Source organism: Shewanella marisflavi, from assembly GCF_002215585.1.
GTDB classification, from domain to species: Bacteria; Pseudomonadota; Gammaproteobacteria; order Enterobacterales; family Shewanellaceae; genus Shewanella; species Shewanella marisflavi.
This window is the reverse complement of sequence record NZ_CP022272.1, coordinates 2,553,647-2,576,023: the sequence shown is the minus strand read 5'-3', so window position 1 is coordinate 2,576,023 and position 22,377 is coordinate 2,553,647. Positions and strand designations below refer to the sequence as shown.

The following is a 22,377-nucleotide window of genomic DNA, read 5'->3' as shown; positions in this document are numbered from 1 at the left end:
GATATCAAAGTGTTTGAGCTATAAAAAAACCACCGCAATGCGGTGGTTTTTTTGTGTCGTAGCGACCGCTGTTACCATTTCTTCTTCGGCTGGAACAGCACGTCGATATCATCCTCGTCACTCTTCTGCTGCGGCGCGTTAGGCTGCGCCATCTTCTGGGCGCCCATGATCTCATCGAGTAGTAATTTGGCTTCGTCCACTTTATTGGTGATAAAAGGATCGTTTGGCGTCAGCGCCTTAATCGTGTGCAGCGTGGCTAACGCCTTAGTGACCATCTGTTTAGAGGAACCATATTGTTTCATAAAACAGGCGCTGCGGGCGCGGGAAAGCATGGAATCGACATTAATTCTCAGCTGCAGATTATCGACGCGAGCTTCTTCTTGAGCAAAAATGTTTGGGTCAACTTTGCCCTTATTGTGCTCGGCGCGCAATATCGCCTTGAGCTTCTTAAGCACTTTGACTAAATCTAAGATCTGCTTATCGGTATCCGGCAGGCGAAAACCTTCGATGGCGGGTGTCTGTTTTTGAGCGTTTTGTAAGTTTTCAATCTGACCACTGAGATCTGTGAGTCGACGTTTGTAATCGTTAGCTTGAGGGCCACCGAGAGAGACTGACAAGGTCAACGCTTCTTGTACACGCTTATAGAGGATCAGAACCAGATTGGTAGAGCAGGGGAACATGCCTGTGCATGAAAGCACGTTCTCGGTTTCGTCAATAATGGCTCTCTGTCTGGCTAATTCAGTTCTGCGTTCGGCTTCGGCGCGTTCTTTTTGTTGTTGGATCACATTGATGCCAATAACCAGTAGCAGCAACGCACCAATGAGGATCAGAACCAAAGTAAATATCATAGAGCTACCATTCTTTTTGTAATTCCATTAATGCTACTATAAATCAATACGCTAGCATAGTTATCTTAGACTAGCTTTATCTTAATGTCGTGTGATTCATCTCACCTCTATGCTATATTCCCCTTTGATTTAATTTTATGCCTGTACTATAACTAATTCTTATACATAACTATTATGTTAGCGTACTGAATTCTGGCTGTGACTCCCCTGGAGAAGCCGGCCTTTGCAAAGGATAGACGATGAAGCTGCAACAACTCAGATATATTGCCGAAGTGGTTAACCACAACCTTAATGTATCGGCGACAGCAGAGAACCTTTACACCTCTCAGCCTGGGATCAGTAAACAGGTGCGGATGTTAGAAGATGAGTTGGGAATTCAGATCTTTGGTCGCAGTGGCAAGCATCTTACCCATGTGACTCCTGCCGGTCAGCAGGTGATCAATATCGCCAATGATATTCTGGGTAAGGTAGAAAGCATTAAAAAGGTTGCGGAAGAGTATACCAAGCCGGATCAGGGGGAGTTGAATATAGCTACCACAGATACCCAGGCCCGTTATGCGCTGCCCAGTATTATCCGAGCCTTTATTGACCGCTATCCTAAGGTTAATCTGCATATGCACCAGGGCACACCCTCTCAGATTAGCGAGTTAGCGGCACGTGGTGACGCGGACTTTGCCATTGCCACTGAGGGGATGCACCTCTATTCCGATCTGATCATGCTGCCTTGTTATCACTGGAACCGCTCAATTGTGGTGACCAAAGATCACCCGCTGGCGTCACGTACTCAGATAAGCATTGAAGACCTCGGGCGTTTCCCCTTGGTGACCTATGTCTTTGGTTTCGACAGAGAGTCTGAAATTGAAAAGGCCTTTAACCGCGCTGGTATTGATCCTCGCGTGGTATTTACCGCCACCAGTGCCGATGTGTTAAAAACCTATGTCAGATTAGGATTAGGTGTGGGGGTTATCGCCTCGATGGCGATCGACCCTGTGATTGATAAAGATTTGGTGGCCATAGATGCCAGCCATCTGTTTGCCCATAGCACGACCAAGATAGGCTTTAGGAAGGGCAACTTCTTACGTAACTATATGTATGAGTTTATCGAGCACTTTGCGCCGCACCTGACCAAAGAGGTTGTAGAAAAAGCGGTGGCGCTTAGAGATCCACAACTGATTGAGAATCTTTTTGCGGATGTGGAACTGCCCATACGCTAACAAGCTGTACTGGTCCCATAAAAAACTCGCCTTAAGGCGAGTTTTTCTTTAAGCAGTGGATTAACACTCTACGATATTTACCGCGAGGCCGCCTTTGGCGGTTTCCTTGTATTTACTGCGCATATCTTTACCTGTATCCATCATGGTCTTAATCACCTTATCGAGTGAGACCTTGTGGTTACCGTCGCCGCGCATCGCCAGGCGTGAGGCGTTAATGGCCTTGACCGCGCCCATGGCGTTGCGTTCGATACAAGGTACCTGTACTAAGCCACCGACAGGATCACAGGTCAGACCCAGGTTGTGCTCCATACCGATCTCGGCAGCGTTTTCCACATGTTCTACCGTGCCGCCCATGATCTCTGTAAGCGCTGCAGCGGCCATAGAACAAGCTACACCGACTTCACCCTGGCAGCCTACCTCGGCGCCTGAAATGGAAGCATTCTTCTTATAAAGAATACCGATGGCAGCAGCGGTCAGCAGGTACTGACAGCAGATATCCACATCCACCTCTTGAACAAAGGTGTCATAGTAACAAAGTACGGCAGGGATGATGCCCGCAGCACCATTGGTTGGCGCGGTTACTACGCGATCGCCTGCGGCATTTTGCTCGTTTACCGCTAGCGCAAACAGATCGACCCAGTCCATGGCAGTAAGAGGATCGACGACAGTCTTGCTCTCAGCCTTGAGGCGACGATAAAGCGCTGGCGCTCTGCGTCTGAGTTTAAGACCACCTGGGAGTATGCCCTCTTTTTGGTAGCCACGTTCGACACAGCTCTTCATGGTTTGCCATATGGTCCACAGGCGCTCTTTCACCTCTTTCTCGCTGGCGATGGACAGTTCGTTTTCCATCATCAGCGCAGAGATGCTCAGGCCGTTTTCGACACACATGTCGAGCAGCTCGGCGGCACTGTTAAAGTCATAGGGCGCTGCTTCGATGGGCGAGGCGGGGGAGGCGTCTTGAGCGAGAATCTCATCTTCATCTAAGATGAAGCCGCCGCCTACCGAGTAGTAGGTGCGCTGATAGATGCAATTGCCTTTTGCATAGGCGTATAGGGTCATGGCGTTGGCATGGGCCGGTAGACTCTTGCGTCTGTGATAGGTAATACCATCTTCACGACTAAAGCGTACCACCTTGTTATTGGGCATGGTTAAGGTTTGGCTGTCGTGTACCTGTGCCAGTGTGGCATCGATTTTGTCTGTATCGACGGTTTCGGGGGCTTCGCCCATGAGGCCGAGGATCACGGCTTTACCTGTGCCGTGGCCTTTACCTGTTTGCCCTAGGGAGCCAAACAGCTCAGATCTCAGCTCATCTGTTTCTGCAAGGTGACCATGTTTCTCTAAATCTTGAATAAAGATATTCCCCGCTTTCATGGGGCCTACGGTATGGGAGCTTGAGGGACCGATACCAATTTTAAACATGTCAAAAACGCTAATCATTATAAAACCCTGTCGTATTCATTATTTTCGTTATTCAGTCTCAGTGATTTTAGGCTAAATAAATTATTCATGCCCAAGGGGCGTCAATATTGCCCTGTTGTGCTAATCTTGCGAGCACATTAAGATTATCAATTATTAAGTATCCCATACTTTAGTCGCAGCTTTCGCATTAGTTTTTTTTAGGAATTACTTTCGCATTAGGCATACTATTGCTAATGAGTTTGTCTCTTGATTCATGAGTGAGATAAAGGCTGCTTTATCAAATTTATACAAAGACTTATGCCATCTAGTTATTCAACTTGTTTTTTACTAAAGTTTGATTATTAAGCTTGTTTAACAGTTTTTTTAGGGGGAGTTTTGAGTTATTTAATGATGGATTTGTTATCCACTCAAATGAATGAGCTGGAGAGCCGCCAACTTATGCACCCTATGGTGGGTGGCGTCATCTTGTTTTCCCGCAATTATCAGGATCGCCAGCAGCTTTGTGAGCTGGTGGCTTCAATGCGTGCCGTGCGCCCTGAACTCCTCATTGCCGTGGATCACGAAGGGGGCCGGGTTCAGCGCTTTATTGATGGTTTTAGCAAGATCCCAGCGATGGGGGATATCTTACCGGCGGCAAAGCAGGATATGACCTTGGCGAAGGCGTGGGCTACCGAGCTGGGTTTTCTGATGGCTGTGGAGCTATTGAGCTGTGATATCGATTTGAGTTTTGCTCCTGTGCTGGATCTGAACGGTATCAGCCAGGTGATCGGTAAGCGCGCCTTTAGCGATAAGCCCGACGAGGTTATTGTGCTGGCCGATGCCTTTATTCAGGGAATGGTCGATGCTGGAATGGCTGCAGTTGGGAAACATTTCCCCGGCCACGGTAGTGTGGCGGCCGATTCACATATCGCCAAGCCAGTTGATGAGCGTAGTGAAGATGAGATCCGCGCCTTGGACATGAAGCCATTTAAACAATTGATGGCTAAGCAGCGCCTGCAAGGGGTTATGCCGGCTCATGTTATCTATCCTAAGGTGGATAACAATCCGGCAGGTTTCTCTGCCTATTGGCTAAAGCAGGTGTTAAGGGAAGAGCTCAAGTTTGATGGCGTGATCTTCTCTGATGATCTGGGTATGAAAGGCGCAGGTGTTGTTGGCGGCTATCCCGAGCGTGCAAAGGCGGCCATTGAGGCCGGATGTGACATGATTTTGCTCTGTAACGATAGTGAAGGCGTCAATCAGCTGCTTTCCACTTTTACCTGGCCGGAGCAGGGCCCGCAAGTACCGGCGCGTAAACTCTTGGCTAATAGCACTCAGGTGGCCAAGGCGCTTGAGGATGAATCTCGCTATCTTGAGGCAAGAAGGATAGCAGAGCAGATTTGTATGGGCTAAATTTGATGTAGCGCAACAACAGCTTGTGATGAGTTAGCTAAAGTTAATATTCACTCTTTATCAGCAGGTAACAGGATGATCCTCTATTTCCATGGTTTTGATGCCACCAGTCCAGGTAATCATGAAAAAATGCGCCAGTTGCAGTTTGTCGATCCCGATGTGCGTCTGGTCAGTTACAGCACGCTTCATCCCAAGCATGATATGCAATATCTGCTTAATGAGGTGAGTCGTCAATTGAAACAGAGTGATGACCCAGCGCCACTGGCAATTGGCGTCGGCCTTGGAGGCTACTGGGCAGAGCGTATAGGATTTTTGAATGGTCTTAAGACAGTGATGATAAATCCTAATCTGCATCCGGAAGACAACATGGTGGGAAAAATTGACAGGCCTGAGGAATATGCGGATATCGCCAGCAAGTGTGTCAGCCAGTTCAGAGAGAAGCACAAGGGACGCGGCATGTGTATCTTATCCCGTCAGGATGAGGTGCATGACAACGAGGCGGTTGCCGATGCGTTGACCCCGTTTTATCCCATAGTATGGGATGAAGAGCAGTTACATAAGTTTCCTTCCTTGTCTGCGCACCTGACTGAGATTAAAGCCTTTAAAGAGCAGCAGTAAACTAAACCTCTTGAAATGGGAGCCTGAGGGCTCCTTTTTTATGGGCGTCATTTAGACCTTCTAACGGGGGACTTCTGCTGCCAATGACAGATTGCTAGCGACTTATGAGAAAGCTTGAGCAAAGTTTAGTTGATTATTCTGTGTTCAGATGACTGCGCAATCGTATGTAATAGTCATTTCTTGCCATTCAAATCTAGCATCACTTATCCATTTTATGATACAACATGATACATATTGTTACATGATGGTCTTAAAGACCTTTTCCCAGTTTGCGTATGTCGCCCGATGCAGCTAACCACTTTATTAGTTAGCTGTTTTTTTTGTCTGTTTTTTGCCCATCCCACCAGATTGGGTTATCTTCAAAGGGTTAGATGATAAGAAGAATGAGGCGCAGATGAAGCGGGTATTATTGACAATATCGGGAAAGGTTCAGGGCGTGTGTTTTAGGCGCTACAGTCAGCTTAAGGCAAATGAGCTGGGGCTGACAGGTTATGCGAAAAATCTTGAAGATGGCCGTGTGATGATTTTATTGCAAGGTGGTGGCTCGGCGGTAGACCGTTTTATTGCCTGGAGTGAGCAGGGCTCGCCTCAGTCTGTAGTAGACAATGTGTTAGTCGAAGAAGATGAGGCTGACGAGATCTACCTCGATTTTTCTGTCTATTGACGCAAGTTCGCCGCTAAGGTGTTCTCACTTACTGGTATTTCTTTAGGGTTACACCAAAGCACTAAGCGATGCTCGAATTGATGCTTAACACCATTGCTATAATGACGTGAGCATAATGGCAGCTATCTGGAAGCGCGGTGGTTAATGGTGTTGGTCGAAGAAATCGAGGAAGATGAGATCGACCTCGATTTTTCTCTCTATGAGTTAGCTTTGGGATATATCAGCCTAGCTTTGTACTAAAGCGAGCCAGATTCGCTGGGCTGCTCCATCTTTCTGATCTGTAAAATCATTCCCATGTTCGGATGATCAAAGTAGTGTATTTCATCACTCTTCACCCGCTTGTTTTGCGTCATATAGATACTGTGCAAATAGGGGACCTGGAGCATTGCTGTCTCATCAGCTAATTGTGGCTGACGTTTGCTCCCTTCTCTATGGAGTGTTAAACCAGTTTCCACATAAAGATAGTGATTCAGATAGATATTGAGCGTGCCATCGAGTGCCCAGATAGGCTCTGCTTGTTTGTCGTCGAAATTTAGATCGAAGTTAAACTGTGGAATCGCTTCATTTTGTGACGCTTGAGTCCCATTGGTGGCAAAGCCGCTCTCATTAAAGCGATCTGAGTAATCTTCTCCAGCAAAGAGGCGCACAGGTTTGGCTTGATGGCGCGGCAACATAGATTGTTGCCAAGTCATATGTAGCAGCCCCTTGTGGCCCGCTTCTCGTTTTAGGGTGGCTATCATGTCGCCAAACTGTGACTGAGAATCGGCCAGTAATACTGTGCCAGCACCTGGTGTCGCATATTGTGGCGTCGCTGCGCCTATGGTAACGGGAATGCTGCTTGGATGGGTGACCTGTGCCTGTTGCAACTGTTTGTCGCACGCATCAGGTGTTTCTAACCATTGCTGGGCACTACAACCTTCCAATCCCAAACTTGCCCCTGTGATATCGGTAGCAAACAGGGGGGAGATCATGTCTATGGGTTGACGAGTATGGCGGCTCGTCGGTGCTGACAAGGTTTCTTCCAGCTGGCTTCCCTGACGCTCAAACAGGTAGACTTCCACTTCAAACCAACGCTCTGCGTCTGCCCAAGTTGGAAAAGACAGTGAGGTGAGGGTGGTTACCAATAAAAGACTCTTTTTAAGCACGCGGTTCTCCAAGGCGATGTTGCATTAGTTGAGAGATGATCAGCGACAAGAGGTCTAGCCTATCCTTGTCTGTCTCTGTCGGCATCAGGAATTTTAACTTACTTGGGCCGTCCATACGATAATTTTGTGGCTGGCTCTGTAATAAGCCGATAATAAAGCCAGGATCGACGCAGTGATCATCATTAAACTCCAAGCTACCGCCTTTGGCGTGCATCTCGATCTTGGCGATGCCAAGAGCCGTGGCCTGATGTTTAAACAGGGAGATCTCGAGCAAGTTCTTGGTGGCTTGCGGCAGTAGGCCGAAACGGTCAATCAACTCCACTTTGAGTTCGTCCAGCGCCTGAGAGCTACTGCAATTGGCGATACGTTTATAGAGAGATAAGCGTATATTCACATCGCCCACATAATCTTCCGGCAGCAAGGCCGGGATGCGCAGGTCGATTTCACACTGGCCCCTTAACATTTGATCCAGCGAGGGCTCTTTGCCTTCTTTAAGGGACTTTACCGCATCTTCGAGCATCTCCATATAGAGCGTAAAGCCGATCTTAGAGATGTGGCCGCTCTGCTCGTCGCCAAGAAGTTCACCGGCGCCGCGTATCTCAAGATCTTGGGTGGCCAGCATAAAGCCCGCGCCGAGATCTTCAAGGGCACCAATGGCCTCAAGTCGCTTAATGGCATCCTTGGTCATCCGCTTAGGATGAGGCGTCATCAGATAGGCGTACGCCTGATGGTGCGAGCGACCTACGCGGCCCCTAAGCTGATGCAGCTGAGCCAGGCCGAAGTTGTCGGCCCGCTCGATAACAATAGTGTTGGCCGTTGGCACATCGATACCGGTTTCTATGATGGTAGTGCAGACCAATACATTGTATTTCTGGTGATAGAAGTCTGACATCACCTTTTCCAGATCGCGCTCGCGCATCTGACCATGGGCGGTGATGACTCGCGCCTCGGGTAGCAAAGCCTCAATTTCACGGGCGCGTTTCTCTATGGTCTCGACGCTGTTGTGCAAAAAGTAAACCTGGCCGCCCCTTAAGATTTCACGCAATAAGGCTTCGCGCACCGTGGCATCGTCATATTCGCGCACAAAGGTTTTGACCGCCAGGCGTTTGGCCGGTGGCGTGGCGATTATGGAGAGATCTCGCATCCCAGACATCGCCATGTTGAGGGTTCTAGGGATGGGCGTGGCGGTCAGGGTGAGAATGTCGATATTGGCGCGTAGCGCCTTGATCTTCTCTTTCTGGCGCACACCGAATCTGTGTTCTTCATCGATGATCAATAGGCCGAGATTTTCAAATTTAGCCTCGGACTGCAGCAACTTATGGGTGCCGATCACAATATCGACTTGACCAAGTTCTAATTGCTTGAGAACGGTTTGCTGCTCTTTAGCGGTCTTAAAGCGAGACATCACCTCAATTTTAATTGGCCAGTCAGCAAACCTGTCTTTGAAGTTTTCATAGTGCTGTTGCGCGAGCAAGGTAGTGGGGACGAGTATCGCTACCTGTTTACCGTCATTGACCGCCACAAAGGCGGCGCGCATGGCGACCTCTGTCTTACCAAATCCCACATCGCCACACACAAGTCTGTCCATCGAGATGGGGTTGCACATGTCGGTGAGGACGGCATCTATGGCGGTTTCCTGATCCACGGTTTCTTCAAATGGGAAGCTGCCGGCAAATTGAGCATACTCTTCGCGATCCAGTCGGCAGGCTTCACCTGGGCGAGCCTGGCGTCTGGCATAGACATCCAGCAGTTCAGCCGCAACGTCGCGGATCTTCTCTATTGCCTTACGCTTGGCCTTAGTCCAGCTTTCATTGCCTAGTTTATTGAGCTGGGGCGCATCATCTGCGCCTATGCTGTATTGGCTGATCAGGTTGAGCGAGGCGACAGGTACATAGAGCTTGTCACCACCGGCATATTCTAATTTAAGGTATTCGGCGACCAAGCCGCCTGTGTCCAAGGTTTCCAGGCCCTGATAGAGCGCGACGCCGTGATCCAGATGGACGATAGGCTGACCCACCTTTAGCTCGGCCAGATCCTTAATGAGCGCATCTTGGCTAACTTGACGTTGTTTATCGCGACGTCGCTGCTGGGCGATGCGCTGACCAAACAGCTCAGTCTCACAAATCAGCGCCCAGTGAGGGCCTTTCTTGGGGTGATAGATGGCGCCCTGCGCCAGCGGCGCGACAATCAAGCCAAATGGCTGTGGCTGCTGGGCAAAGGTATCTATGTGATCCAAAAGGACTGGTTTAATTTCAATCTTGGCCAGTAGATCTAGTAGCGCTTCGCGTCGACCTTCAGATTCCACGCAAAACAATATCGGCGTGCCGCTGTCGGCAAATGTTTTCAGGGCGAGCAGCGGCTGCTTTAATTTATGATTGGCGGCCACGTCAGGCAGGGCATCGAGCTTGGCCGGCACGCTGGTGCCCGCATAATCATTGCCTTTAATCAAAAAACGCGGCAGTTGCTTAAAGGCCTCGAAGACTTGCTCGGTGAGCAGATAGAGATCTTTAGGGGGCAGCAGTGGCCTTAAGGGATCGACTCGGCGATTTTCATAGCGCTGATGCACTTCTTGCAGGTGGCTCTTGGCGGCGCCCTCTAATTCGCCTATCTCCACCAACTGACAACCTGAGGGGAGGTAATCGAACAGGCTGGCGGTTTCATCAAAAAATAGCGGCAGATAACTCTCAATGCCCGCCGGCATCACCTTACGACTGACCATCTGATAGATGGACTCGGGTTCCTTGACAACCACCTCGAACTGGCGGCGATAGCGCTGACGGAATCCCTCTATAGCCTCGTCATGGGTGGGAAACTCCTTGGCCGGCAGTAGACGGATAGCATCGATTTCACCGCTGGAGCGCTGGGTTTCCGGATCGAACTGGCGGATAGACTCCACTTCATCGTCAAACAGCTCGATACGATAAGGGGTCTGGGATCCCATGGGAAAGAGGTCGATAATTGAGCCGCGAACGGCGAACTCACCATGTTCATAGACCTGTTCGACATGATGGTAGCCTGTGTTTACCAGTTTGCTACGAACGGCTTCTAAGGGATAGTTATCCCCCTTGCTAAGCAGCAGAACATTGCCGGTTAAAAACGACTGCGGCGGCAATTTCACCATCAGGGTGCTCATCGGCACTATGACTAGGCTCTGAGTTGCACTGGGAATACGCGACAGAGTCTCTAAGCGCTGAGATACCAGATCCTGATGGGGTGAAAAGCTGTCATAGGGCAGGGTTTCTCGATCGGGAAAGAGCAACACAGGTATCGAACTTGGCGACAGCAGGTAGCTTAGCTCCGCCTCGAGTCTCAGGGCGCTAGGCGTGTCTGGCGTCACGACTAAGGTGAGACCGTCATGTTGCCCGCATAGCTTCGCCAGACTGATGGCCTGGGCGGCACCTGTCAGTTGGCTCAGGGTTTGGGGTGACTTAACCCCTTTGACTTTCGGTGGGGTGAGAACGGAAAAAGCATTCATGAAAACAGACTAAGGCCAAAAATCGACAATGATGCCCGTCATTGTAGAGACTTAGCCCCGCCAGTGCCAGTGAAAACTAACTCGGGTTCTGTTGTTGCTTTTTACGTTGTTGTAGTTGTTTTTGTTGAATATTCAGACTGGCCTTGACCAGTTGTTCAACGTCTTCATCGAGAATTTCAATAAAGGTTAACTCACAGTCAAAACCGCCTTGTGTATCATCGCTCTCGCAGCGTGTGCACTGGGCGATGCAAAGCATGGATATTAAGGCTTCTTTGATGTGGAGGGTGACGCGATAGGCCCGCCCGGGCTCAAGCTGAGATGGACTTGTCAGATGTACGCCGCTGCCACCAAAATGTAAACCCGTACAGCGCTCGCCCTCATGGGGTTGCTGTTCCAGTATATGCTGTAATACCAAGTCGATTTTACGCGATTGCAGCTTAAGATAATCGACCACAATACGGGCGTCATCATCCAGATTTCTAAGCTGTAGCAGGCAATCGGATTCCATGGCCTTCACTTCGCTAATCAACTGCATCCCCAGTGGCAGCATGGCTTTTAGCTGGGCTTCGTTTGGCAGCGGTTGCTCCTCCGGCCAGGGCGATAGGTAAGCGGCGAACCTATGCGCGACGCTAAAATAGGAGTTTGATTGGCTGTTCAACGGATTGCCTCTTGTTTTTAGGGTGCCATTACCCCTATTATCGTGCGCATCTTAATGATTTATCAAGACTCCGGCGTGAAGAGACCCTGCCAAACATGAATTTAGCGTTATCTTGGACCATAGGTTACCGATATTGGCGAGCACGTAAGGCTAACCCTTTTGCCTCTTTCATCACAGTGTTTGCGGTGTCGGGGATCTTGCTCGGTGTTGCTGCCTTGATCATTGTCAGCTCAGTGATGAATGGACTGGAAGGGCAGCTTAAGCAGCGTATTCTCGGTGCTGTGCCACAACTGACGGTGCACAGCGAACAGGCCTTAGAGAATTGGCAGGAAGTTGCCAATAGACTGGTGGATGGTAAGCAGATATTGGCCATTAGCCCGAGCGTAGCGACTCAGGCGATGTTACAGGCGCCGACCAATATCAGTGCGGTGCAAATTTATGGTATCTACCCTGAGCTGGAAAAAGAAAATCTAGCGCGGTTAAATAGTCACTTTAATGGTTCGCTCTCTAGCTTAGAATCTGGCAAATATCGCATCGTTATCGGCGCCGAGTTGGCACGCCGTCTAGATGTCGCCATCGGCGATAAGCTGCGGGTGTTGAGCGGTGATGGCGTTGTCTACTCGCCACTTGGACCTGTGCCCAGTCAGCGTAATTTTTTGGTATCGGGCATATTCGAGATGGGCTCACAGGTCGATGCTAGCCTGGCTTATGTGCATCATGACGATGCACTGCGATTAATGCGCCAACCCCCTAAGGCGATTAAGTCATTACGTCTTTACTTAAACGATCCCTTTATGGCCAGCAAACTGGCTCCTCAGGTGAAGGCGGCCTTCGAGGCGGCTGGTGAGCCTGTTACTACCAGTGACTGGCGCGATAATTATGGTCATCTGTTTTCTGCCGTGAAGATGGAGAAGAACATGATGTCGCTCATGTTGAGTCTAATCATTGCCGTGGCCGCTTTTAATATCGTGTCGGCGCTGGTGATGATGGTGGTGGACAAAACCACAGATGTCGCCGTGCTAAAAACCCAAGGGCTGACAACCTCCAGTATTATGGGGATCTTCATGATCCAGGGGTCACTCAATGCCGTTTTGGGGTTACTTGGTGGCTTAGTCATAGGTGTGCTGGCCACCGTGAATATCAACACGCTTTTTTCTATGTTTGGGATAGCTATTTTAGGGGCAGGGCAACGCCTGCCGGTGCAGTTGGAGTTAGGTCAGCTCTCTTTTATCGTTGTCGGCACCTTAGCTATCACTTTTTTGGCAACCGTTTATCCCGCGCTGCGGGCGGCAAGTGTACAACCGGCCACAGCTTTAAGGTATGAGTGATCTATGACGCAACCAGAAAAATCTTTGTTACTTCAAGTCAGTAACGTCAGCAAGCGCTATCACGAGGGCAGCATAGATACTCAAGTGCTAAACGGCGTGAACCTAAGCATCTATCGGGGCGAGCAGATAGCCATAGTGGGGAGTTCGGGTTCGGGCAAGAGTACCTTACTGCATATTATGGGCACACTGGACAAACCCAGTAGCGGTCAGGTGCTATTCGATGGTGAAGATCTATATCAGCTAACGCCTTCACGTCAGGCCGCCATACGTAATCAGGAACTGGGATTTATCTACCAGTTTCATCATCTGTTACCTGAATTTACCGCTCTTGAGAATGTGGCCATGCCAGGACTCATTCAGCAGCGACCACGTCAAGAAGTAGAGCAACAGGCGACCGAACTGCTAACCCGTGTGGGATTGGCTCACAGGCTTAATCATACGCCGGCAGAGATGTCAGGCGGTGAGCGACAACGTACTGCGATTGCCCGCGCCTTGATCAATCGCCCTAAACTTGTGCTGGCCGATGAACCTACAGGTAACCTTGACGCTGCCAGTGGTGATACCGTTTATGAGCTGATTCGAGAGTTAGGCAGTCAGTTGGGTACGGCATTTGTGGTGGTAACCCATGACCCTAAACTTGCCGCGCGCATGGACAGACAGCTTAAGATGCAAGATTGTGAGCTCGCCGCCTGGGAGATGGCATGAGACAGCATCTTGCCTTCTGGGTAGGCTGGCGCTTCTATATGGCGCGTCAGTCGAATCGATTTATCAGTTTTATCTCATTTGCCTCGACGGCGGGGATTGCCCTAGGCGTTGCCGTATTGATCACAGTGCTATCGGCCATGAATGGCTTTGAGCAGGAACTTGAGCAGCGTTTACTGGGCGTGGTGCCCCATGGTGAGTTAATTGGGGTGAACGAGCCGCTGCATGATTGGCCACAAATCGCTAAGGATGCACAAAAGATCCCGGGAATCGTCGCAACTGCGCCATTTGTGCGCCTGCAGGGGTTAATTCAAAAGCCTGGTGGCTTTCAAGGGTTGACTGTCATTGGGATTTCGCCGGAGTTGGAGGCTAAGGTCTCCACTATCGCCGATTTTATGCCAAGCGATGCCTGGCAGGCCCTAGGCGAATCCACCAATAATATCGTGTTAGGTAAAGGGCTTGCCAATGCGTTAGATCTTTCTCTTGGTAGCACCTTGAGCCTCTACACGCCCAATTTTGCGACGAAAAAAGAGGGCGGTTCTCGAATCGGTTCGGCCAAGAGTCATCAATTTAAGGTGGTGGGGATCTTTGAGCTGGGGGGAGAGTTAGATCTCACCACGGCCTACATTCCTATGGCCTACGGGGCAGAGCTCCTTGGGATTGATGAGGGAGTGAGTGGCGTGCGTATTAAGGTCGATGATGTGTTTTCGGCGCCAAGATTGATCCGCTCATTAGGTTATAGCCAACAGCAATATATGTACCTGTCTGACTGGACCCGAACCCAGGGACATCTCTATCAGGACATTCAATTGGTTCGAGCCGTGATGTATTTAGTTTTGGCGTTAGTGATCGCCGTGGCTTGCTTTAATATTGTGTCGACCTTAGTGATGGCGGTACGTGACAAACAGTCTGAAATCGCTATCTTGCTCACTATGGGCATGGCAAAAGCGACCATCATGGGGATCTTCGTGGTGCAAGGGGCGCTCAACGGCATCTTAGGTTGTCTTATTGGGGCAAGCTTAGGCATCACCCTGGCGCTGAATTTGAGTACCATAGCCAGCGCGATAGAGCAGGTATTGGGCGTGCAGTTATTGTCGGCCGATGTCTATTTTATCGACTTTCTTCCCTCACAACTGTTATTGCAGGACGTGTTACTGGTGATCGGTTTAGCGCTGTTGATGAGCCTGTTGGCCACTCTTTATCCCGCCTGGAAGGCAAGCCGCATTCATCCGGCGCAGGCTCTGGCCGGACGTTAAGCCAATCGATTTTCTCGGTAGGCGCGTTTCTGCTGATACATGCGCCTGTCAGCATCGGAGAGTAACTCTTTGATGTTGGCATTTTGGCCCTTGTAGATGGCATAGCCTATGCTGAGCGATGGCGTGAGATGATGAGATTGCCAGCTAAAAGGCTGTGACTCAATTGAAGCAGTGATCTGGTTCATTATCGATTCGATCGCTTGCTCATCATTAAGATCATAGAGTAAGACTAAAAACTCATCGCCGCCAAATCTGGCGACGGTCCCTTTTATCCCTACCTCTGCCACGAGACGACTGGCGATATATTTCAGTAGTTCATCACCCGCTTCGTGGCCTAAGTCGTCATTAACCCTTTTGAAGTCATTAAGATCGATATTGAGCAGCGTAAATTGGGGCTGATTCTGCTTGTTAATCAGCTGGTCAAGTTCAGTGATAATGAAACGGCGGTTGGGGAGGTGGGTCAGCTCGTCATGTAACGCCGCTTTATGGGTACTTTGATAAGTGCGAAATAGAAATATGCTCACGAGGTACAGAATAAAGGCAGCAACAGCCCCGACACTGATGACACTCATTCTCAGTTTGGTGATTTCCGCCATATTTTCGATGTGGAATTTTGCCGCCATATTCCAGGTGCCACTAGGAAGCTTCACCGGGTAGACCACATCAGGTTTGTCAAAGATGCTTGGGTCGCCATAGAAGACCTCTTCGGCTTCATTTGCCGTGATCTGTTTTTTGATGGCAATATCGCCACCCTGAAATTGAGTGATGCCAGTGTCATGAAGTAGCTGGTTGTAATTCATGACGACGCTCACGCCGCCCCAGTATTGGTTATTTATGGGGTAATCAGCAAAAATAGGGTAACGGGCTATTAGGCCTAATCCTCCCTGAACCAAATTCACCGGCCCTGCGATAAACACAGACTGTTGTGCTTTTGCGAGTAGCACGGTTTTTAGTTGTGCCGGTTGGGTTCTGAAATCGAAACCCAAAGCGGCCTCGTTGCCTTCAAGCGGATACACTAAGGAGATGACGTTATTGGGGGCAATGGCTACGCTTCTCACGTACTGGGCCTTACCTAGCAGTTTACCTGCGATGACATCCCAGTTTGTCATTGCAAACTCAGGATCTATGGTGACGACGGTGGCGAGACTGTCTGCCAGATAGGTATCTTTATAGATGGTCGCTTCAAAATTAAAGCGGATTAGAGCCAGATTTTTACGTAAATTCTCTTCTGCTTGTTGAATCTCATTATCCACAAAATATTTTGCCAGCGCAGTGATGGTCAATATGGTGGCGATCAGGAAGAGAAAGGAGAATAGAGAAAAGATCGCAATATGTTTTCTATTTGAACCTAAGTACATGGCCTACCTGCATTTTTTTTTGATTATCTTTAACAAGTAATGTCATTCAAGGCATGTCGTCGAGCAGAAGAAATGTATTATTTATGTAAATGACTTGTTTATTCTAACTTAAGTTTACGCCAGAAGCTAAGTTTGAATGTCAAAGCAGGAAGTTACAGCGTGTTTTGTTTTATCTGCTACAAATGCCAAAGCAGACCTTAGTGTCATCTCCTGCTTGCTTCATCCTTGATGTGTCTCAATTTCGTTGGCGGTGAATCAATACATTGCTTGGTCGCAGGGGCAGCGCAAAAGTTGCCGATGTCAGCAGGGATTATTTAGGACGATTTTTCCATTTAAACAGAATGGAGTATTTCCACAGGTTGTGGACGATAAAGTAGCCCAAGGCAGCAAAGATAAGTCCTAGTACTATGCAGCCAAGCAGGAAGGGTGGGCCTATGGTAAAGAGTGAAGATTCTATCCAATGCCAGCTGGCTTCAAACACGAATTCTTGGGGGGGATGATGCAGGAGCTTTGCGCCAAGGAGGTAAGCGGCGTAAAACATAAACGGCATGGTTATAGGATTAGTTACCCAAACCAGAACGACAGCTAGAGGTAAATTACAGTTAAACAAAATAGCAAGAGCGGCGGCTAACACCATCTGAAATGGCATGGGGATCCAGGCTACAAACAGTCCTACCGCAAAGGCTAGCGGCGCGGAGCGTCGATTCAGTGCCCAAAGATTGGGTTTATGAAGCAGCTTACCAAACATCTGTAAATGCTTATGGTTTTGCAGCGTTTCAGGCTTGGGCATATAACGCTGAATGAATTTTTTTGGCATAGCTTAGTATTGCAGTCTTAAATTATTCATTATGAATCGATTTATGTTTGGCTATTGCGCCACGCTCATTTCAGCGCTGCTCTGGCCATCTCTGTTAACCTATTCCTTGGCATGTATAGCACTCTTACTCGCTTTCATCATGCTTAAATGGTCTAAGCTACTGGCCGGAAGCCTGTTGGCCTTGGCTTGGATGAGCCTATTTTGTCACCAACTTTTGCTATTAACGCCTGATAACACAAGCAAACGTCCATCAGTAAGGGGCGAAATCATATCACTAGTTTATCGAAACGGCGACTGGATTAATCTGGATATTCGCCTCTTATCTGACTATCCCATTAATTTCCCGAGTAAATATTTACGATTGCGTTGGCAAACCGAACAAAAAGTCGCCATTGGTGAGGTGTGGCAGTTCACGCTGGCCCCTAAATCGATTACCAGTGTGCTTAATCAGGGAGGCTTTAATCAACAAGCGTTTCTGTTGTCAAAGCATATTATTGGCAAGGGCAATGTGCAGTCAGCCAGGCGTTTATCTGAGTCCAAGGGAGTCAGGGCTCATTTGATCACCCAACTACAACAGGCGGTGACGGGCAAGGATAATGGCGATCTCATCCGAGCCTTGATGTTAGGCGATAAGCAAGGGATCACTAAGGAGCACTGGCAGGGATTGAGGCAAACGGGTACTGGTCATCTGGTGACTATCTCTGGTTTGCACCTGTCGGTTCTGGCGCTGTGGGTGATGGGATTGAGCGGCTACCTGTTGGCGCGTCAACGTCCCAGTATCGGCCTGTCTAACCGTCAATTCAGCGCCTTGCTGGCGCTTTGCTGCTGTATGCTTTTTGCCTATCTTGCTGGGCTGGGACTGCCAACCCAGCGGGCACTGATCATGTTGTTCATGGTGATTGTTCTGGGCTTATTAAAACGTTACGCCTCGGCGTTTGAACGTTTATTGTGGGCGCTTTTTGTGGTGTTGTTACTGGATCCCGTCAGTATTCTTAGCGCTGGTTTGTGGCTCTCGTTCGGCGCGCTAGCGTTGATCCTTTATATGACCCAGCGGATACCATCGGTGCCCAAAAACATGTCGCTTAGCGGGCATATCAGGCAGCGCATCAGCGCACTGTGGCAAATTCAGTGGCGGTTAAGCATTATGCTTGGCCTGTTACAGGCGCTGTTATTTGGCGGCTTTGCGCCTTATGGTGTGCTTTACAATTTAGTGTTTGTACCTTGGTTTAGCCTTGTAGTGATCCCACTGACTTTTGTTTCTATGATGTGTTGGGCCTTAGCTGAGCGCTTAGGTCTTAGCCTGTCGTTGCCGCTTAGCTTACTCGATTGGGCCATTGCGCCCCTGACGAGCAGTTTTAATCTGCTGCCATCTCTACCACTGCACTGGCTGCCGGCCGCCTCTGTCTTACTTGCAGGCATGCTGTTTTTATGGGCGGCATTTGCGGTTTGGCGCTATGGAGCCCATCGCTGGCGTTGGTTGTCCCTGCCGTTAATTTTGCCTTTATGTCTTTATTGGCTTGTTCCACCAAGGCTGATTGAGAACAAGCATTGGCAGCTGCACCTTTTGGATGTGGGTCAGGGGTTAAGTTTGGTGATCGAGAAACAAAATAGGGCGTTTATCTATGATACCGGGGCGGCCTTTGGTGACCACTTTAGTTACGCAGAGCGGGTGATAGTGCCATTTTTACAGTATAAAGGCATTAGTGATGTCGATTATTTGGTGTTAAGCCATGGCGACAACGATCATGCTGGTGGCGCGCAATTTTTGCAGACTCAGTTTCCCAAGCTGAGCTTGATAACCGATCTACCTTATCGTGGTGCTATCGACTGTCGCCCTAAACAGATAGCTTGGCAAGGATTGAATGTGCAGATACTTGGGCCGGCTCAGCCGCTGGCGGGTAACAACGGCTCCTGTGTGATGCGAATCGGCGACGGTACCCACCATGTCTTGCTCCCGGGTGACATAGAGCTAGAGGGGGAGCAAGCCTTACTTGGAATAAGTTTGCTAGATAGCGATATCTTGATTGCGCCGCATCATGGTAGTAACACCTCATCCAGCCAGGCCTTTATTAGCGCTGTGCAACCAAAAGTCGTCCTCTATGCGGCGGGATTCAACAATCGGTATGGTTTTCCAAAGCCGCATGTGGTGAGCCGCTACGCCGGAGCACAGGCCAAGCAATATAGCGTATCAGACAATGGCCAACTGACGATTAGCCTAGATGAGAGCGGTATTCGAGTCAGGGGCTATCGGCGGGATCTGGCGCCTTTTTGGTACAATCAACGCTTTGAATTTGGTGAGTTTGCTAATCCAGAGTAGAATACGCTTTTTTGCACCGACGATAGATCCTGAATGACAAATTCTTCGAAAAGTGAAGTGCGCAGCGTTTTCCTGAGACTGCTTACTTATTTTGTCCCGCTTAAAGGGGTGTTATTTCTGTCTGTGTTCGGCCTAGTGTTATATGGCTTGGTGGACGCAACGTTTATTTATTCAATCAAACCTTTTATCGATCAAGGGTTTGCTAGTAATGTGCCAGCAACCCCTGGATTGGTTGAAGGGGTCGATCTGGGCATGGGCGGCGGCTTTAACTCAGACAGTGACGTGTTAAAAACCGCACCATTTGTGGTGATAGGCTTGTTCACTTTACGTGGCTTAGCGAACTTTTTATCTACCTATGGTATCTCCTATATCAGTGCACGAATGATCATGGATATGCGTCAGCAGGTGTTTGAACATTACCTTAAACTGCCTGTTAGCTATATCGATGCAGAGAGCAGTGGTAATTTGATCTCCAGAGTAACCTTCGATACAGAGCAGATTGCCAGGGCATCGGGTAGCGCCTTGATCACCATAGTACGAGACGGTATTACCGTTATCGGTATGTTAGGTGTGATGTTCTACAACTCTTGGAAGCTTTCTTTATGCATCCTGATTGTCGGGCCGCTTATTGGTCTGGTGATTGCTGTGGTCAGTCGGAAGTTTCGCAAAGTATCAAAGCAGATCCAGACCGCCATGGGTGGCGTGACTTCAGTTACTGAGCAGATGATCAAAGGGCACAAGAATGTGTTGGTATTTGGTGGACAGAAAACCGAATCTGAACGCTTTGCCAAGGTCAATGACGAAAACCGTTCACGCACCATGAAGCTAGCACTGGCTCAGGCGATCAGCCAGCCACTGGTGATGGTGATAGGCTCTTTTGCGTTGGCTTTCGTGCTATATGCCTCAAGTCTTGAGAGCATGCGCGTCGATCTCACTGCGGGGACTTTCGCTACTATCCTAGCGGCTATGCTCGCCATGTTGCAGCCAATCAAGAGCCTTACGCGGGTTAACGCCGAATTTCAGCGAGGTATCGCTGCGTGTAGCACTATCTTCGCCATTCTGGATACGCCGACAGAGGTAGACAAGGGTACCTTTGAAACTAAGCGAGTTGAGGGGCGCCTTTGCTTTGATAAGGTTAACTTCCGCTATGACAATCAAGAAGGCTTGGCACTTAAAGAGGTGGATTTTTGCGTGAACCCTGGGGAAACCCTGGCACTGGTTGGCCGCAGCGGTTCGGGGAAATCGACCATCGCCAGCCTGATCACCCGCTTCTATTCTGACCTTGAAAGTGGTGATATTCGCCTCGATGATGTCAGCCTGAGAGATTACAAGCTGGCCTCTTTGCGTCAGCAAGTGGCCATGGTTTCCCAGCAGGTCACCCTGATCAATGACACGATAGCTGCCAACATTGCCTACGCGTATCCCGGAGAGGTGACCGAGAAGCAGATCATTGACGCTGCTAAGCTTGCCAATGCTTGGGAGTTTATCAGTAATATGCCTGAGGGGATTCATACTCAGGTGGGTGAAAACGGCGTCATGTTATCGGGTGGACAGCGACAACGTATCGCCATTGCAAGAGCGATACTGCGCGACGCGCCGCTATTAATCCTCGACGAGGCAACATCGGCGCTGGATACCGAATCGGAAAAGGCTATTCAGACAGGTCTGGATAACCTGCGTCAGAATCGTACCTCCATCGTCATTGCCCACCGCTTGTCGACCATTGAAAATGCCGATCAGATCCTGGTCGTTGATCAGGGTAAGGTCGTTGAGCGAGGCACTCATAAAGAGTTGCTGGCGAAAGAGGGGATCTACTACAACCTTTATCAGATGCAGTTTGGTAGTTAATGCAGGATCTCGTTAATCGCCTATGGTACGACAGGCAGTTAGGCTTCCACTGGTTGCTTATCTGCCTCTTGTTGCCGCTTAGTGGTCTGTTTTATCTGATCACCAGTGTAAGAAGACGCCTGTTTGTATTAGGCATGAAGCAAAGTCAGCAACTCCCTGTGCCTGTTATCGTTGTTGGTAACATCACAGTTGGAGGAAGCGGTAAAACACCAACCGTCATCTATCTTATTGAGCTGCTGCGCCGTCATGGCTATCACCCCGGGGTGATAAGTCGTGGTTATGGGGTTGAGTTCACCGGCACTAAGCAGGTGCTTGCTGGCATGTCAGCCAGTGAGGTAGGGGATGAGCCCGCCATGATAGTTGCGCGCACTCAGGTGCCTATGGTGATTGGCAGTAACCGAGTTGCGGCAGGGCAAGCACTGCTGGAGTGGCAAAAGGTCGATATCATCATCAGCGATGACGGTTTACAGCACTATGCCCTGCAAAGAGATATTGAGATCTTAGTGCTCGATGGCAAGCGTCGATTCGGTAATGGCTTGCTCTTGCCTGCCGGGCCGTTAAGAGAAGGACGCTGGCGTCAAAAGAGGGTAGACCTTACGCTAGTCAATGGGCAGAGCACGCACTCGGATGAATTTACCATGGGTCTAGTGCCTGCGTCATGGCGCAATGTAGCAAATGGCATTGAGGCCGATATTGATTCAACGGCAGATGCGGTTGCTATGGCTGGAATTGGCAATCCCCAGCGTTTTTTCGATACCTTAGCCAGTATGGGGATTAATCCAGCTATCCAACATGCGTTTGATGATCATCAGGCCTATCGGCTCGAGGATGTTGAGGCCATTGCCCATGGTGCTAAGGTGTTGATGACAGAGAAAGATGCGGTTAAATGTCGCGATTTTGCAAAGTCTAACTGGTGGTATTTGCCGGTAGATGCCAAGATATCACCAGAGTTTGAACTGCAATTGCTTAGGCTGCTTGAGCAGCGAAAAGAAGTACAACAAGGAAAATAACATGGCGTTTGATAAGAAACTTTTAGAGATAGTAGCCTGCCCAGTGTGTAAGGGTAAGCTTGAGTATGACAAAGCTAATCAACAGCTTATCTGTAAGGCTGACCGTTTAGCCTATGCCATTAATGAAGGGATCCCTGTGCTGTTGGAAACCAAGGCAACACCTTGGACTGAAGAAGCTTAATCCTTTTATTGAGACGCGTGATGACAGGCGCGTCTCTTTCATTTTATCCCCCCAATTGCTCACAGAACCCACGTCCGTTGCCCCAAATATTGCTTTTGCCTCCGCCAGCACTGATAATCCCTGTTCATTT

18 protein-coding genes are annotated in these 22,377 nt (G+C 49.2%); 11 read left to right on the top strand and 7 right to left on the bottom strand.

Features of this window, described 5'->3' with window-relative positions; genetic code table 11:
• Positions 1 to 71: 71 nt before the first annotated feature.
• On the bottom strand, positions 72 to 848 hold the full coding sequence (locus CFF01_RS11230) for a hypothetical protein (protein ID WP_088904849.1): 777 nt from the start codon (positions 846 to 848) through the stop codon (positions 72 to 74).
• A 239-nt stretch (positions 849 to 1,087) separates the two neighbouring features.
• Here CFF01_RS11230 and cysB point away from each other — a divergent pair, with 239 nt between their 5' ends.
• Entirely contained in the window at positions 1,088 to 2,062 is a 975-nt protein-coding gene (gene cysB / locus CFF01_RS11225; RefSeq protein ID WP_088904848.1) for an HTH-type transcriptional regulator CysB, read from the top strand.
• 60 nt (positions 2,063 to 2,122) lie between these two features.
• Here the strand turns inward: cysB and CFF01_RS11220 are convergent, their stop codons facing one another.
• The gene (locus CFF01_RS11220) at positions 2,123 to 3,499 is read right to left on the bottom strand and encodes an L-serine ammonia-lyase (protein WP_088904847.1); all 1,377 of its coding nucleotides are present in this window, start codon (positions 3,497 to 3,499) and stop codon (positions 2,123 to 2,125) included.
• A 357-nt stretch (positions 3,500 to 3,856) separates the two neighbouring features.
• On the opposite strand from CFF01_RS11220, the gene nagZ reads away from it, so the two are divergent.
• From nagZ to CFF01_RS11205, 3 genes are all read left to right on the top strand, one after another.
• Positions 3,857 to 4,870, top strand: a complete 1,014-nt coding sequence (gene nagZ, locus CFF01_RS11215) for a beta-N-acetylhexosaminidase (RefSeq protein ID WP_198387038.1) — start codon at positions 3,857 to 3,859, stop codon at positions 4,868 to 4,870.
• Between the two features lie 75 nt (positions 4,871 to 4,945).
• A complete protein-coding gene (gene ycfP, locus CFF01_RS11210) occupies positions 4,946 to 5,488 on the top strand; it encodes an alpha/beta hydrolase YcfP (RefSeq protein WP_033539591.1) in 543 nt (180 codons plus the stop codon).
• Between the two features lie 394 nt (positions 5,489 to 5,882).
• Positions 5,883 to 6,152 (top strand): acylphosphatase, encoded by a 270-nt coding sequence (locus CFF01_RS11205; protein ID WP_033539639.1) that lies wholly within the window; start codon positions 5,883 to 5,885, stop codon positions 6,150 to 6,152.
• Between the two features lie 236 nt (positions 6,153 to 6,388).
• Here the strand turns inward: CFF01_RS11205 and CFF01_RS11200 are convergent, their stop codons facing one another.
• From CFF01_RS11200 to CFF01_RS11190, 3 genes are all read right to left on the bottom strand, one after another.
• Complete coding sequence (locus tag CFF01_RS11200; protein ID WP_232479425.1) at positions 6,389 to 7,276, bottom strand: peptidoglycan binding protein CsiV; 888 nt, start codon at positions 7,274 to 7,276, stop codon at positions 6,389 to 6,391.
• A 13-nt stretch (positions 7,277 to 7,289) separates the two neighbouring features.
• Positions 7,290 to 10,772 (bottom strand): transcription-repair coupling factor, encoded by a 3,483-nt coding sequence (gene mfd, locus CFF01_RS11195; protein ID WP_088904845.1) that lies wholly within the window; start codon positions 10,770 to 10,772, stop codon positions 7,290 to 7,292.
• A 76-nt stretch (positions 10,773 to 10,848) separates the two neighbouring features.
• Positions 10,849 to 11,430: a hypothetical protein gene (locus CFF01_RS11190; RefSeq protein WP_088904844.1), complete on the bottom strand. Its 582-nt coding sequence runs from the start codon at positions 11,428 to 11,430 to the stop codon at positions 10,849 to 10,851.
• Between the two features lie 95 nt (positions 11,431 to 11,525).
• Between CFF01_RS11190 and CFF01_RS11185 the strand changes: the two genes are divergently transcribed.
• From CFF01_RS11185 to lolE, 3 genes are read left to right on the top strand one after another with little or no spacing between them, the layout of a single operon-like run.
• Positions 11,526 to 12,758, top strand: coding sequence for a lipoprotein-releasing ABC transporter permease subunit (locus tag CFF01_RS11185; protein WP_088904843.1), 1,233 nt, complete (start codon positions 11,526 to 11,528; stop codon positions 12,756 to 12,758).
• 3 nt (positions 12,759 to 12,761) lie between these two features.
• Positions 12,762 to 13,463 carry a lipoprotein-releasing ABC transporter ATP-binding protein LolD gene (gene lolD, locus CFF01_RS11180; RefSeq protein ID WP_088904842.1) on the top strand — a complete coding sequence of 234 codons (702 nt, stop codon included), beginning with the start codon at positions 12,762 to 12,764 and terminating at the stop codon, positions 13,461 to 13,463.
• Positions 13,460 to 14,716 carry a lipoprotein-releasing ABC transporter permease subunit LolE gene (gene lolE / locus CFF01_RS11175; RefSeq protein ID WP_088904841.1) on the top strand — a complete coding sequence of 419 codons (1,257 nt, stop codon included), beginning with the start codon at positions 13,460 to 13,462 and terminating at the stop codon, positions 14,714 to 14,716. The genes lolD and lolE overlap by 4 nt, the downstream gene beginning before the upstream one ends.
• Here the strand turns inward: lolE and CFF01_RS11170 are convergent.
• On the bottom strand, positions 14,713 to 16,074 hold the full coding sequence (locus CFF01_RS11170) for a diguanylate cyclase domain-containing protein (RefSeq protein ID WP_088904840.1): 1,362 nt from the start codon (positions 16,072 to 16,074) through the stop codon (positions 14,713 to 14,715). The genes lolE and CFF01_RS11170 overlap by 4 nt on opposite strands.
• Before the next feature lie 310 nt (positions 16,075 to 16,384).
• Positions 16,385 to 16,891 carry a DUF2062 domain-containing protein gene (locus CFF01_RS11165; RefSeq protein ID WP_088904839.1) on the bottom strand — a complete coding sequence of 169 codons (507 nt, stop codon included), beginning with the start codon at positions 16,889 to 16,891 and terminating at the stop codon, positions 16,385 to 16,387.
• Between the two features lie 31 nt (positions 16,892 to 16,922).
• On the opposite strand from CFF01_RS11165, the gene CFF01_RS11160 reads away from it, so the two are divergent.
• Genes CFF01_RS11160 through CFF01_RS11145 form a run of 4 tightly spaced genes read left to right on the top strand, consistent with a single transcriptional unit; the run spans position 16,923 to position 22,247 of the window.
• Positions 16,923 to 19,208 carry a DNA internalization-related competence protein ComEC/Rec2 gene (locus tag CFF01_RS11160; protein ID WP_088904838.1) on the top strand — a complete coding sequence of 762 codons (2,286 nt, stop codon included), beginning with the start codon at positions 16,923 to 16,925 and terminating at the stop codon, positions 19,206 to 19,208.
• 33 nt (positions 19,209 to 19,241) lie between these two features.
• Positions 19,242 to 21,056: a lipid A export permease/ATP-binding protein MsbA gene (gene msbA, locus CFF01_RS11155; protein ID WP_088904837.1), complete on the top strand. Its 1,815-nt coding sequence runs from the start codon at positions 19,242 to 19,244 to the stop codon at positions 21,054 to 21,056.
• Entirely contained in the window at positions 21,056 to 22,066 is a 1,011-nt protein-coding gene (lpxK, locus tag CFF01_RS11150; protein ID WP_088904836.1) for a tetraacyldisaccharide 4'-kinase, read from the top strand. Before msbA ends, lpxK begins: the two co-directional genes overlap by 1 nt.
• Before the next feature lies 1 nt (position 22,067).
• Positions 22,068 to 22,247, top strand: a complete 180-nt coding sequence (locus tag CFF01_RS11145; RefSeq protein WP_033539602.1) for a Trm112 family protein — start codon at positions 22,068 to 22,070, stop codon at positions 22,245 to 22,247.
• Positions 22,248 to 22,377: the final 130 nt, after the last annotated feature.

What these genes read in the sequence shown, in the direction of transcription:
- CFF01_RS11220 (WP_088904847.1), bottom strand. Translation starts at nt 3,499, where the DNA reads ATGATTAGCGTTTTTGACATGTTTAAAATTGGTATCGGTCCCTCAAGC.
- mfd (WP_088904845.1), bottom strand. Translation starts at nt 10,772, where the DNA reads ATGAATGCTTTTTCCGTTCTCACCCCACCGAAAGTCAAAGGGGTTAAG.
- lpxK (WP_088904836.1), top strand. Translation starts at nt 21,056, where the DNA reads ATGCAGGATCTCGTTAATCGCCTATGGTACGACAGGCAGTTAGGCTTC.
- CFF01_RS11170 (WP_088904840.1), bottom strand. Translation starts at nt 16,074, where the DNA reads ATGTACTTAGGTTCAAATAGAAAACATATTGCGATCTTTTCTCTATTC.
- lolD (WP_088904842.1), top strand. Translation starts at nt 12,762, where the DNA reads ATGACGCAACCAGAAAAATCTTTGTTACTTCAAGTCAGTAACGTCAGC.
- CFF01_RS11230 (WP_088904849.1), bottom strand. Translation starts at nt 848, where the DNA reads ATGATATTTACTTTGGTTCTGATCCTCATTGGTGCGTTGCTGCTACTG.
- CFF01_RS11185 (WP_088904843.1), top strand. Translation starts at nt 11,526, where the DNA reads ATGAATTTAGCGTTATCTTGGACCATAGGTTACCGATATTGGCGAGCA.
- cysB (WP_088904848.1), top strand. Translation starts at nt 1,088, where the DNA reads ATGAAGCTGCAACAACTCAGATATATTGCCGAAGTGGTTAACCACAAC.
- ycfP (WP_033539591.1), top strand. Translation starts at nt 4,946, where the DNA reads ATGATCCTCTATTTCCATGGTTTTGATGCCACCAGTCCAGGTAATCAT.
- CFF01_RS11165 (WP_088904839.1), bottom strand. Translation starts at nt 16,891, where the DNA reads ATGCCAAAAAAATTCATTCAGCGTTATATGCCCAAGCCTGAAACGCTG.
- msbA (WP_088904837.1), top strand. Translation starts at nt 19,242, where the DNA reads ATGACAAATTCTTCGAAAAGTGAAGTGCGCAGCGTTTTCCTGAGACTG.
- lolE (WP_088904841.1), top strand. Translation starts at nt 13,460, where the DNA reads ATGAGACAGCATCTTGCCTTCTGGGTAGGCTGGCGCTTCTATATGGCG.
- CFF01_RS11205 (WP_033539639.1), top strand. Translation starts at nt 5,883, where the DNA reads ATGAAGCGGGTATTATTGACAATATCGGGAAAGGTTCAGGGCGTGTGT.
- CFF01_RS11160 (WP_088904838.1), top strand. Translation starts at nt 16,923, where the DNA reads ATGAATCGATTTATGTTTGGCTATTGCGCCACGCTCATTTCAGCGCTG.
- CFF01_RS11145 (WP_033539602.1), top strand. Translation starts at nt 22,068, where the DNA reads ATGGCGTTTGATAAGAAACTTTTAGAGATAGTAGCCTGCCCAGTGTGT.